Consider the following 13,453-nt stretch of genomic DNA (forward strand, 5'->3'; position numbering starts at 1 on the left):
TTTTTATCATAATCTTATTTTATTATCATAATATTTGGTATTAAGCCCTATATTGAATATTACAAAATATTTTTTATGTATATTTTCTAAATATATCATTTAATAAGTTTAGTTTTTATTGTTAATAATAAGGCTAATCCTAATAAATAAAAGCCTATAACTGGTATGATATCTCTCTAACTGAAGTGAGAGTCATAATAGTAATGACTTAGATTCAGTCATGCCTAATAGCGTCAAATGAAAATTAGAAATAGTCGGAGAATAATATGGGCTTATTGGTAGACGGACAATGGCAAGACAAATGGTACGAGACAGAAGCCAACGGTGGACGTTTTGAGCGTGAAGACGCAGGCTTTAGAAACTGGGTGACCGTGGATGGCAGGGCAAGGCCAACAGGTATTAAGGGCTTTAAAGCCGAATCTGACCGTTACCATCTATATGTGTCGCTTGCGTGTCCTTGGGCGCATCGTGCTTTGATTTATCGTAAGCTCAAAGGTTTAGAAGACCTCATCCCAATATCCGTGGTTAATCCCTATATGGGTGAGCACGGTTGGACATTTGCAGATGGTGCAGGCGTCGTTGCTGACCCAGTTATCCATGCAGACTATGCGTATGAGCTGTATACCAAAGCAAAGCCAGATTATACAGGCCGTGTCACAGTGCCGATTTTATGGGATAAGAAGACCAATACGATCGTGAGTAATGAATCATCTGAAATCATTCGCATGTTTAATTCAGCTTTCGACGAAGTTGGTGCTGTAGCAGGTAATTTTTTGCCAGCAGATCTGTTGAGCGAAATCGATGATATCAATACGTTTGTTTATTCTACGATTAATAATGGCGTGTATAAAACTGGGTTTTCGACCACACAAGAAGCCTATGAAGAGGCCGTGATTGAGCTGTTTGCGGCACTAGATACACTTGAGGCGCGCTTGGCACACCAGCGTTATCTAACAGGCAGCACTATAACCGAAGCCGATTGGCGACTGTTTACCACCTTGGTGCGTTTTGATGCTGTTTATGTTGGGCATTTTAAATGTAATCTGCATCGCATTGTTGATTATCCAAATCTGTGGGGCTATCTGCGTGATTTATACCAAGTGCCAGGTATTGCAGAGACGGTGAATATGACTCACATCAAGCAGCATTACTACACCAGTCATGCCAACATAAATCCCACTCGTATCATACCTGTTGGTCCTGCTATTGATTTTATGACAGCGCATAATCGTGAGCAGTTATAAATATAGATACTTCGTAAGCACAATAAAAATCTTTTGCCTCAAATAGAGTTGCAGTATAAAAAATCGCCCCAGCGACTATGAAGCAGCTGGGGCATTTTTTACAAGACAAAAGGTATTTTAGTTACTATCAAGCATTATTTAGCTGACGTGCTGCCTCTAGCGCAAAGTACGTCAAGATACCATCAGCACCCGCACGGCGGAAACCAATCAAAGACTCTAAAATGACTGCATCACTGAGCCAGCCATTTTGAATAGCAGCCATATGCATGGCGTATTCACCAGACACTTGATAGGCAAAGGTTGGTACGCCAAAGGTGTCTTTAACTTCACGAATCAAATCTAAGTATGGCTGACCGGGTTTTATCATGACCATATCAGCACCTTCGTTAATGTCCATAGCCACTTCATGCAGTGCTTCAGCACGATTGCCAAAGTCCATCTGATATTGTTTCTTATGCCCACCTTTTAGATTGCCAGCACTACCGACAGCATCACGGAATGGACCATAATATGCAGAGGCATACTTGGCTGAGTAGGCCATAATCGCGGTATTCACAAAACCTTCTGCTTCAAACGCATCACGCATAGCTTTGATACGACCATCCATCATGTCACTAGGAGAGATGATATCAGCACCTGCGCGGGCGTGTACTAACGCTTGCTTGACCAATACTTCGATGGTTGCATCGTTGATGACATAACCACTGTCATCGAGCAGGCCGTCTTGACCGTGTGAAGTATAAGGATCTAATGCCACATCGGTCATGACAACCATTTCTGGCACAGCGTCTTTGACCGCCTTTATCGTACGTGCAGTCAGGGCATTTTCATCATAGGCTGCTTTGCCATCAGGCGTTTTTAAGGCATTATCAATGACAGGGAAGATGTCGATAGTGGTGACACCTTCTGTTAATAATTCCTTGGCATAATCAATCAGTAAATCAACTGACAAGCGTTCAACACCCGGCATACTAGCGATGGTTTCGCGCTGGTTGTTGCCTTCTAAGACAAATACGGGGGCGATGAAATGCTTAGGATGTAGCTCTACTTCACGAATCATAGCCCGTACATTATCGTTATAACGTAGGCGGCGCAGGCGAGTGGCAGGGTATTGGCGGTTAAAGGTATAGGTCATAATCATTCCTTACGATCGTTTTAATGGTTATCGCTTCATGTCATTGGAGCATAGGTACTGATATAGTCAGTTCAATATAAAAAAGAGACAGTGTGATTGATATAATTTTTTTTTAGTCTCTGTCTGCGTAGGCATAGCAAGCAAGAAAAATTTATACCAGCTTCGCGTTATTAAATAACGTATCCATTTTATTTAGTATTAACTATAGTATCGACTATAGATGTAATATTTGAAAATGGGCGCTAACAAAATAGCCGCTAGCCTAGGGCGTGTCTTCAATTCACTCGATAGTCATCTAAATGGGCTAAAAATGGCTAAATCTTGCCAAACATCGTCAAATAGCTGGTTAATATCCCGATATTATCTGCACTATTTTTCTTGTTTGACGGCAATTTACCTCATTTTTATCACCATTTTTGAAATGAAGACACGCCCTAGTGATTCTACTATAACCAAAGACAACTGATAAAAGCAAAAAGCCCTACCAAGTCGGCAGGGCTAATGGTACTTATCAACTGTCAATACAAGGATACTGTGATGTCACGATTTTAAGATCGAACCATTTAAGGCTCAACAATCTGTGTGACCGGCACTTGCTCAACACTATTTTCATTGAAACGCGTCTCTTCGGTAATCACACCCACTGCAGCATCTGTTTTACCATCGCTATTGACATCGACGATAGCAGTCGGCTCAAAGGTAGTGGTTTCTAGCGGCTGCGCTTGTTTGATTGCGATGGCTTCTTGTACAGACGCCACACGTGCTGAGCTCGCCGCATCAATCGCGTTAGCCGCTTTTACTTTGTTGCTATAGGCAGGTAGATTGACGACTTGAACCAAGTTGGTATATTGCGGCACAGGGATGACCGTTGGCACATCAAGATTAGCACCGCCACCGAGCGCTTGGTACAATTCAATTTGGCTGACAAGTTTTTGTAGTTCTAAATCCAAAATTCCCTGCTGGGTTGAGAACAACGAACGCTGGGCATCGAGGACATCTAGATAGTTGGAGACACCCGCTTTAAAGCGTGCATCGGCAATTTGATAGGTTTGCTCAAAGTTATCTTGTAGGCGATACTGGGATTCTAACTGCTCACCCAAGGTGGCGCGCGTCGCTAGCACATCCGACACTTCGCGGAATGCGGTTTGGATAGAGCGCTCATAACTCGAAAGCGTCTGCTCACGCTCGATTTTGGCCACATTGTATTCAGCATCCAAACGTCCTGCATCAAAGATTGGGACACTAATACTTGGGCCAAAAGACCAGCCGACTGCACCGCTTTTGAATAGATCATCTAAGCTACCGCTACTGACACCAACACTACTTGCTAAGCTAATAGAAGGGAAGTAAGACGCACGTGCCACTTCGATATTGGCACCCGCAGCTTTTAGGTTGTATTCCGCTTGTAGGACATCAGGGCGATAGCGTAACAACTCACTTGGTAAGCCAGCATTAAAGAGTTGCTGGCTAGTAATATTGCTGACTGCCGGTGTTGGAATCAACTCGTTTGGAATAGAAGCACCAATCAAATATTGCAAGGCATTACGTGAGGTCAAGATGCTGCTTTGTGCCCGTAATACGGCAAGCTTAGCATTTTCTAAAGAAGCACTGGCTTGAAGTGAAGGCAGTTTAGGATCAATGCCTGCCTCAAAACGTTTGCTCGCAATAAACAATGATCTGTCACGACTCTCAACAGTAGCTTCTGCCAGCTTAAGCTGTGCCAAGCTATAGCTTAAATTGGCATAGCTTTGGGCAATATTACTGATTAGACTAATTTGAGTCGAATCCTTCGCGGCTGTAGTCGCCAAAAAATTCTGCAACGCTTGATCTTTTAGGCTAGAAATCTTACCCCAAAAATCCAGCTCGTAGTTGGCCAATCCTAGGTTGACGTTATAACTACTGTTGGGGTTTTTGTCGGTTCTATTCTGTGCTTGGCGCGTGTAGCCGCCACTACCATTGATGGTTGGGAGGTCGTTAATATCGGTGATTTGATATTGCGCTCGTGCTTTTTCAATGGCTAAACGGGCACTTTCAAAGTCTTTATTGTTCTCAAGTCCTAAAGCAATCAGCCCTTTTAGACGCTCATCGCTGTAGAAGTTTTGCCAGCGTTGACCCGCAATACTTGGCTGTGACGCGTTACTAGCCGTTTCCTTGTCGAACGCCCCGTAGGCTTGTTCAATAGAGATATTGGGCTCAGCAAGTACAGGGCGAGTATCGGCTTTTGGAATGGTGTTACAAGCCGCCATACTCATCGCTAAAGCAGTCAAGCCGATTAAACGACCGCTGTTCTTGCGCATGCGTGATAGAACTGGGCGCGCAAGGGTAGCAGAGGCTACCACCGCTGTAGTATTGGTTGTACATGTTTTTTGAGCACTCATTATGTATTGTCTCCAAGGCTTGCAGGCTGATAACTCTCTGAGGGAGTTGGGTTCTGAGGAGCAGGCGTACCATTGTCGCCATCGCCTTTATCATTTGGCTTATTGTTGTCATACTTGTGAGGGAACACACTGCGTATCCAAATGTAGAACATTGGGATAAAGAAGATGCCTAAGAGGGTCGCCGTTACAACACCGCCAACCACACTGGTACCAATGGCGTTCTGACTGCCTGAACCTGGACCACTCGCCAAGAATAATGGCACAACACCTAGACCAAAGGCAAGTGAGGTCATGATAATGGGGCGCAGACGTTGGCGTGCTGCTGTCATGACTGCCTCTTTTAGACTATAGCCTTCCTCTTGATGCTCTTTAGCGAACTCGATAATCAAGATGGCGTTTTTGGCCGATAGACCAACCACCGTCAATAGACCTACTTGCAGGTAAATATCGTTGGCGAAACCTCGTAACCACGTAAATATGACTGCCCCTAATACCCCAAGTGGAATGACCAGTAGGACAGAGAAGGGGATAGACCAGCTTTCATAGAGGGCTGCCAAACATAAGAACACGACTAAGATTGAAAGCGCGTAGAGCATCGGTGCTTGAGCGCCTGACTTTTGCTCTTCTAGTGACATACCTGTCCACTCGTAACCGATACCTTCAGGTAGCTTCTCAATCATGGTTTCCATCGAGCTCATGGCTTCACCAGTACTTAGACCGGGCGCAGCACTACCTTGAATGTTCATAGACGGTAAGCTATTGTAGCGGGTCAGACGTGGTGAGCCTGATTGCCATTCACTGGTCGAAAAAGCATTAAATGAGATCATATCGCCCATTTCATTTCGCACATACCATTTACCAATATCATCAGGATTGGTGCGGCTACTCGCTTCACCTTGAACAAAGACGCGTTTAATACGGCCACGATCAATGAAGTCATTAACGTAGCTTGAGCCCCAAGCGGTTGAGATAACGCTATTGATATTACCTAGTGACAAGCCATAAGCGGCGGCTTGCTCTTGGTTGATATTCACCTTAAGCTGCGGTGAGTCTTCCTGACCGTTAGGACGTACACCAGCGACTTGCTCGTTTTGCGCTGCCATGCCTAGCAGCATGTTTCGTGCTTCAAGTAGCCCATCATGACCAAGGTTACCATTATCTTGGAGCATTAAATCAAAACCACTGGCGTTACCAAGTTCGGTAATGGCTGGCGGTACAATCGCAAAAACTTGCGCTTCATTTAATTGGGTAAAGAAGTAACCCATTGCTCGACCAGCAACAGCCTGAGCGGTGTTCTCATCACCGGAACGCGCTTCCCAATCTGACAGGCGAACGAATGCCAGTCCCATATTTTGCCCTTGACCTGCAAAGCTGAAGCCTGCAATGGTAAAGACGGAGGCAATGTTATCGGTTTCTTGAGTGTCGTAATAGTTTCTTACTTTATCGAGCACTTCTTGTGTTTCATCTAACGTCGAACCGGCAGGAAGCTGAACCAAGGTAAACATAATACCTTGATCTTCTTCTGGTAAAAATGAGCCGGGAATACGTAAGAATACCACCACCATGACGCCAATAATGGCCGCATAACCAATCAAATATAACCATTTGAAGCGAAAGCTTTTACCGACAAAGCCTTCGTATGAACGACTAAGCTTAAAGAATGAGCGGTTAAACCAGCCAAAAAAGCCTTTTTGCTTTTCTTCGTTGCCTTTTTCATGGCTCTTGCCACGTTTTAATAAGGTCACGCATAGCGCAGGGGTGAAAACAAGGGCAACAATGGCTGATAACACCATAGCAGTAATCAAAGTAATGGAGAACTGACGGTAAATTACGCCCGTTGAACCACCGAAGAAGGCCATCGGTACAAATACTGCTGATAGAATCAAAGCAATACCGATAACAATCTTACTAATCTCACCCATCGATTGAATGGTCGCGTCTTTAATAGAAATATGAGGATCTTCTTCTAAGATACGTTCAACGTTCTCTACCACAACGATCGCATCATCGACCAGTAGACCGATGGATAGTACCATCGCAAACATGGTCAGCACGTTGATACTAAAACCCGCTACATAAAGCACTGCAAACGTGCCCAATAAAACGACAGGTACGGCAAGCGTCGGAATAATAGTTGCACGCCAGTTCTGTAAGAAAATGAACATGACGATAAATACCAACACAATCGCCTCAATGAGGGTCATGACGACTTGTTCGATAGACAAGCGTACGAATGGCGTGGTGTCATAAGGAACGACTGAGGCTAGACCAATTGGGAAGTTTTTTTCTAGCTCCGCCATACGTGCGCCAACGGCTTCACGAGTCTCAAGCGCGTTAGCACCACCTGCGAGTGAAATACCCAAAGCGGCAGCTTCTTGACCGTTGTATAGCGATACTACACTATAGTCTGCACTACCGATTTCGACATCTGCCACATCGCCTAAGCGTACTTGGGCGCCTGAGGTGTCTGTTTTTAACAGAATATTTTGGAATTCTTCAGGTGTTTGTAGATAGCTTTGCACTGTAACGGTGGCATTGATAACCTGTTGGTCGGTATCAGCAGGTGCTTGACCTAGCTGACCAGCAGATACTTGCGCGTTCTGCGCTCGTATTGCATTGACGACATCAGACGGTACCATGTTATAGCTGCGTAGGCGTGAAGGGTCAAGCCATACACGCATCGCATAGGTAGAACCGAAGACTTGAACTTCACCCACACCCTCTACACGACTGATCGAATCGACGACATTGGAGTTAATGTAATCGGCAATATCCGCTCGATCCATGGTGCCATCTTCAGAAATAAATGCTTGCACCATCAAAAAGCTGCTAGACGATTTATTGACGTTGACGCCCTGACGCTGAACTGACTCAGGCAAGGAGCTCATCGCTGCTTGCAATTTGTTCTGTACTTGTACTTGTGCGGTATCAGAATCAGTACCATTCTCAAAGGTAAGCGTCACTGAGGCGCTACCATTTGACGAGCTCGATGACGACATATACATCAGACCATCAAGACCCTTCATACGTTGTTCAATGATCTGTACGACTGAGTTCTCGACAGTTTGTGCGTTAGCACCAGGATAGCTGGCACTGACTGAGATGGTCGGTGGTGCAATACGTGGATACTGTTCGATCGGTAGGTTAATGACCGATATCACCCCGATGAGCATGACTAAAATAGCCATAACCCATGCAAAAATAGGGCGATTAATAAAAAAACGTGACATAGTATATCCCTAAGTCTTCCTATCTTTGAATGGAATTAGTTAGCAGTGGTTTCTGTAGGTTTCTTAGCAGAAGTTCCGTTACCAGCTGGCTTATCCACCGTTTTTGCAGCTTGCTGAGGCGTTTTGGCGTTTGGCATGCCTTGTCCTTTTGCAGATGGTGCTGGATTGGTGCTTTCTAATGGCTTAGCGACTACCTCTTGATCAGGTTTGACTTTTGAGCCACCAATAATCACGACCTTATCACCTGCTTTTAGACCGTCAGTAACTACCCATTGTCCGTTATAAGTACCATTAATAGTGACTGGACGTACTTGGATTTTGTTGTTTTCATCGACGATATAGACTTGCGTCTCACTCTTAGGCGTACGTGACACTGCACTTTGCGGCACTAGCGCGGCATTGGTAATGACGCTTTGGGTCAAGCGTGCAGTGACATACATACCCGGCAGCAAGATGTTATTGCTGTTCGGGAAGATGGCACGCAAGGTCACAGCGCCAGTTGACGCATCAACCTTTGCTTCAGACAATGCAAGCTTGCCACGTACAGGATAGACTGAGCCATCTTCTAGAACCAATTCAACCGAGTTCATACCGGGCTGTGCTTTGCCTTCAGATATTTGCTGGCGTAATTTGAGCAGCTCAGACGATGATTGACTGATATCTACATAGATAGGGTCTAGACGCGAAATCGTCACCAGTGGACTGGCTTGACTGGCGCTGACTAAAGTACCCGCAGTCACATTCGAGCGCTCTGTGCGCCCTGAGATCGGTGCCCGTACAATCGTGCGATTAAGATCTAACGTGCTGGACTCCAATCCTGCTTGAGCCGTTTGGATACCTGCTTTCGCGCTTTCGATACCTGCTTGTGTCTGACCGACCGCCGCACGCGCACTTTCTAATGAAGCTTGTGCTGTACGGACTTCTGTCTGTGCTTGATCGTATTGTTGTTTAGAGATAGCGTCGATCTCTACAAGACCTTGTAGTCGCTGAAAATCATTGACCGCTTGGGCTAATGAAGCTTGGCGACTGCCCAATTCAGCTTTGGCATTGGCGTTATTGGCCAGTGCAGTCTGATAATTGGCTTGAGACTGAGCAACTGCTGCTTCACCGCTGGTGATAGAAGTGGCATAGTTATCAGTATTGATACGATAGAGTGGCTGGTCTTTTTTGACATTACCGCCCTCACGGAACAGTACCTCGTCAATGACGCCATTAACTTGTGGACGAACGTCAGCGGTTTGATAGGCCGCAGTGCGTCCAGAGAATGTTTGTACTTGGGGTACGGTATCGAGAGTGACAGTCTGAACGTTGACAACCGCAGGCGGCATCTGCTGCTGTGCGGCATCTGCGCCAGCGGCGTCCTCGTTTTTGTCACAGCCAATCAGTACAGCTCCAGATAGTACAGATGCTATTACAAGCGCAAGAGTAGAGTGCTTCATCAATGTCCTCGGCAATAGGTATAAAATAAATAGTGACAGTATAAAAAATTTATAAGTAAATAAATCTTAATGTATGAAATTTTAAAGGTATTAAATGTAGGGGCAGTCTTAACGCTAAGTACACGCCATATCTTGCTCAGATCACTTTCGATAATATCAGTTTTAATAGAACCAATTTTAATATCACGTAATGACTAGAATGCCCAGTTCTTATGTTTGTATGATGAATTATCAGGCAAGGTTTTTAGCATCATAGATGTAGGCAAGCCACAGAGTTGATTAGTAAACTTAATCAGTTATTATAAACTAATGGGGTTACCCCACAGTCAAGTACTTTAGGAGAGGGAAGGCGGCAAAAAGCGGCAATATTACGTTTTATGAATAAACGAGGTGCCGCTATAGTAAGCCTCACCTCAGTTAACCGCTAATAGGGCTACATACAACCTACTATCAAAACATATTGTAAACTTTTGTTATATTTATAAACCACATAATCATTGAGGCTTTTAAACAATGAAAATTTGGGTTTGTAAACAAAATAACGAATTTATCAACTACTAATTATGACCATAAAAATAGCGCTCAATAGTTTCTACTATGCATAAATTAGCATCACAATAGAAATGCGAATCGAGACTAACAACTGTTAAAAAACGATGCTGCTACACTATCTACACTAAACGTGCGCTAGCAAGCTCGGTCAGTTGATGTAAACCTTGACGATAGCGATTGTCTGGTAGCGTGCTCAGTGCTTGTTGCGCCAGTTTAGTTTCTTCCAAAGCACGCTGTTTGCAATAATCTAATGAGCCTGAGCGGCGCACCAACTCAATAAGCTGTTCAGCGTTAGGCGTTTTCCCAGTTTGTACGGCAATGCGGAGCTGCTCATAGCCTTCTGTATCGCTGTTTTTTAGCAACTCAAGCGCTTTGATCGTTGGTAAAGTAGGTTTGCCTTCAGCAAGGTCGTCGCCTAGGTTTTTGCCCATCACTTCACTATCACCACTATAATCAAGCACATCATCGATAATCTGAAAGGCATTGCCAAAGTGTTGTCCGAAATCACCCAATGCCGTCATATATTCTGTTTTATCTTGCAAGATAGCGGCACCTTGGGTCGCCATCATAAACAGACGTGAGGTTTTGCCATCGATAATGCGTAGGTAGTCTTCTTCTGTCGCGGCAGGGTTATGCTGATGCTGTAGCTGCAACACTTCACCTTCAGCAATATCACAAGTACCATCCGAGAACACTTGCAACAATGGCAAGCTTTGAAAACCGACCAAAAGATTAAAGGCGCGGGCAATGAGGTAATCACCGACCAATACTGCGGTGGCATTGTCCCATGTGGCATTCGCCGTTGGCTTACCGCGGCGCTGTCCTGACTCATCAATGACATCATCGTGGACGAGGGTAGCAGTATGCAGCATCTCAGTGATGGCAGCTAAATGCATGGCTTTTTCTGATGGATTGTCATTGAACATGCGGGCACATAATAAGGTAATCAGTGGACGCATACGTTTGCCACCAGCATTGATTACATGCTGCGAGACGCTCATGACGAGCTGTACTTTTGAGTTGAGACTACCAAATACTTGCTTGTCCATCACCTCAAAATCATCAGCGACGATACTTTGAATATCAGCATAGCTAGGCATGGATTGAGTCATAGAAGAGGTATTAGTTGAAGAGGTAATAGTCATAATAAATAGTCATATTAATAAGAATAAAGAGAGTTTTTATAACCTTGACTTTATCTATCTATAGGTAAGGTATCGTTTTGCTTATAATAGCATAGCTGTACGTTTAAATTGTGGGTTAAAGTATATAGCAGAAGTAGAATAAAAATGTTTTATACACGCTTTACTGCGCTGGTTAAGAAGAATAAAAACTGTAAAAACCTTTTATATTTTGAATATATGTTCCCTAGCTTATTTAAAATTTTTTAATCACATAAATGACTCATAAAAGGCTGTAAGTAACTGATTGCATAAGTTATAATAACCGCTGTTGGGCTTAATCGATCATTCGTCATTACTGTTTTGTATGCTCATATTAGAATTGTTGTCTATGACGCTCTTATAATCAGCAGTAGATATAGCAGGATGAGTGATTGTCATTAGTGTAACCACCTTACAAAAACAAGAGGCGCGGCTTGCTTTTATGAGCAAAAAGCCGTAAAATCTTGCCTTTAATTTTTCCCTGTCGTGTTCGTCGTAAAAGCGTTGGTATAACATCAGCCACGGCACACGGGTTAAACGGAGTCATACAATGTACGCAGTAATCAAAACTGGTGGTAAACAGCACCGTGTAGTCGTCGATGAATTGCTTAAAGTTGAACTACTAAAAGCAGAAACTGGCGCTACAATCAAATTTGAAGACGTATTGATGATTGTTGACGGTGAAACTGTCAAAATCGGTCAGCCTATCGTTGAAGGTGCTAGCGTTGAAGTTGAAGTTGTTGAGCATGGTCGCGGCGAAAAAATTCGTATCGTCAAGCACAACCGTCGTAAGCATTATCACAAAGAGCAAGGTCACCGCCAATGGTATACCTTGTTAAAAATCAAAGCCATTAATGCCTAATTACCCATTTAGCAATTATTGCTAAACAGCGCACTAAATGCTTAAGAGTTGTCGCATTAGCGATAAGTCACATTAACAAGGAGATTTTCTCATGGCACATAAAAAAGCTGCCGGCTCGTCACGTAACGGTCGTGATTCAAACCCAAAAATGCTCGGCGTAAAAATCTTTGGCGGTCAAGCCATCGTCGCTGGTAACATCATCGTTCGTCAACGTGGTACAGAATTCCACGCAGGCGAAGGCGTTGGCATGGGTCGTGATCACACTTTATTTGCACTGAATGACGGTGTTGTAAAGTTTGCGACCAAAGGTAAATTCAACCGTCGTTATGTTATGGTTGAAAGTGCATAATTGCCCATCTGAATTATTTTATTCTCTGTGAATAAAATAATCTGATGACTAGAAAAGCCTCTATTACCGTATGGTAGTGGAGGCTTTTTTATATCTATACTTTATAGTAGATTTGCGTTCGTGAGCCATCACAGCCTTTAAAACCCTATCTAAAAACCTTGACGTACTGTGTAACAGAGTTGGTTACAAGCGTGTATGGCAGGCGTAGTAATGATTGCAAATCATGACTAGGCGCGTAATGAAAAAACTGGCACACTGTGCGCATTGCTTAATGACACTGGTTTTATCTGGTGAGTTAAACATTATCGAAAACAAAAAATTTAATAAGAACATTTATTTTTTAGCGATTACGCACTTTAAGAGAGAATTAATAATGACTTTACTAAACAAACAAGCGATTGAACAGACAACCACTCTAAAACAAAAAATAATGAGCGGTGCTTTAGCGGGTGTATTAATGACTTCGCTTGGTGTTGCAGCTCCAATGATGGCATTGACCCAGTCTGCTACCGCCGCGCCTGCTGACAATCTAACAGCAGCGACGCGTTTGAATAAACTGCTAACAAACACAAAAAGCATGACAGCCAACTTTAGCCAAACGACAAAAGGCGCTAGCAGTGGTACTTTTTCTGGCTCTATGAGTGTGCAGCGTCCAAACAATTTTCGCTGGGAGACAAAATCACCCTCACAGCAGCTGATCATTGCTAATGGTAGCTCTATGTGGGTCTATGATAAAGATTTAGAGCAAGCGACCAAACAAAACGTCGATAGCCAAGTGGGCAACACCCCAGCACTGTTATTGTCAGGTGATCCAAGTAAAATTGATCAAAGCTTTAAAATCACCCAGCCGTACGATAATAAAAACTATTATGTGCTGTATCCAAAGTCAGATAGTGCCAGTTTTAAGAGTTTATCAATGAGTTTTAGCGGTGGTAAACCAGTGATGATGGTATTAAACGATACCCTGGGTCAAACCACTTCTATCAAATTCAGCGGTATCAAGCTAAACCCAAGCATTAGCAGCAGTCAGTTCAAATTTACTCCGCCAAAGGGTGTTGATATTATTAATCAGTAATCAGTAATCAGTAATCAGTAATCAGT

The 13,453-nt window shown here is 43.7% G+C and carries 9 protein-coding genes; 4 read left to right on the forward strand and 5 right to left on the reverse strand.

The window, feature by feature from the left end; all coding sequences use genetic code 11:
- Positions 1 to 266 precede the first annotated feature (266 nt).
- On the forward strand, positions 267 to 1,244 hold the full coding sequence (locus AAEY72_RS11325) for a glutathione S-transferase family protein (protein WP_352310594.1): 978 nt from the start codon (positions 267 to 269) through the stop codon (positions 1,242 to 1,244).
- Positions 1,245 to 1,371: 127 nt separating this feature from the next.
- Here AAEY72_RS11325 and hemB read toward each other — a convergent pair whose 3' ends face one another.
- The 5 genes from hemB to AAEY72_RS11350 all read right to left on the reverse strand — a co-directional run bounded on the left by hemB (position 1,372) and on the right by AAEY72_RS11350 (position 11,123).
- Positions 1,372 to 2,379, reverse strand: a complete 1,008-nt coding sequence (gene hemB, locus AAEY72_RS11330; RefSeq protein WP_352310595.1) for a porphobilinogen synthase — start codon at positions 2,377 to 2,379, stop codon at positions 1,372 to 1,374.
- A gap of 563 nt (positions 2,380 to 2,942) precedes the next feature.
- The gene (locus AAEY72_RS11335) at positions 2,943 to 4,757 is read right to left on the reverse strand and encodes an efflux transporter outer membrane subunit (RefSeq protein WP_352310596.1); all 1,815 of its coding nucleotides are present in this window, start codon (positions 4,755 to 4,757) and stop codon (positions 2,943 to 2,945) included.
- Entirely contained in the window at positions 4,757 to 7,987 is a 3,231-nt protein-coding gene (locus tag AAEY72_RS11340; protein WP_352310597.1) for an efflux RND transporter permease subunit, read from the reverse strand. Before AAEY72_RS11340 ends, AAEY72_RS11335 begins: the two co-directional genes overlap by 1 nt.
- Positions 7,988 to 8,022: 35 nt before the next feature.
- Entirely contained in the window at positions 8,023 to 9,426 is a 1,404-nt protein-coding gene (locus AAEY72_RS11345) for an efflux RND transporter periplasmic adaptor subunit (protein ID WP_352310598.1), read from the reverse strand.
- Between the two features lie 671 nt (positions 9,427 to 10,097).
- Positions 10,098 to 11,123, reverse strand: a complete 1,026-nt coding sequence (locus AAEY72_RS11350) for a polyprenyl synthetase family protein (protein WP_189584189.1) — start codon at positions 11,121 to 11,123, stop codon at positions 10,098 to 10,100.
- A gap of 568 nt (positions 11,124 to 11,691) precedes the next feature.
- On the opposite strand from AAEY72_RS11350, the gene rplU reads away from it, so the two are divergent.
- The 3 genes from rplU to lolA all read left to right on the forward strand — a co-directional run bounded on the left by rplU (position 11,692) and on the right by lolA (position 13,427).
- Positions 11,692 to 12,003, forward strand: coding sequence for a 50S ribosomal protein L21 (gene rplU, locus AAEY72_RS11355; protein ID WP_010199185.1), 312 nt, complete (start codon positions 11,692 to 11,694; stop codon positions 12,001 to 12,003).
- A gap of 91 nt (positions 12,004 to 12,094) precedes the next feature.
- Complete coding sequence (rpmA, locus tag AAEY72_RS11360; RefSeq protein WP_010199200.1) at positions 12,095 to 12,352, forward strand: 50S ribosomal protein L27; 258 nt, start codon at positions 12,095 to 12,097, stop codon at positions 12,350 to 12,352.
- Positions 12,353 to 12,725: 373 nt separating this feature from the next.
- Positions 12,726 to 13,427, forward strand: coding sequence for an outer membrane lipoprotein periplasmic chaperone LolA (gene lolA / locus AAEY72_RS11365; RefSeq protein ID WP_352310599.1), 702 nt, complete (start codon positions 12,726 to 12,728; stop codon positions 13,425 to 13,427).
- Positions 13,428 to 13,453: the final 26 nt, after the last annotated feature.

Origin of the sequence: Psychrobacter sp. W2-37-MNA-CIBAN-0211 (genome assembly GCF_040309405.1) — a bacterium.
Taxonomy (GTDB): Bacteria; Pseudomonadota; Gammaproteobacteria; order Pseudomonadales; family Moraxellaceae; genus Psychrobacter; species Psychrobacter glaciei.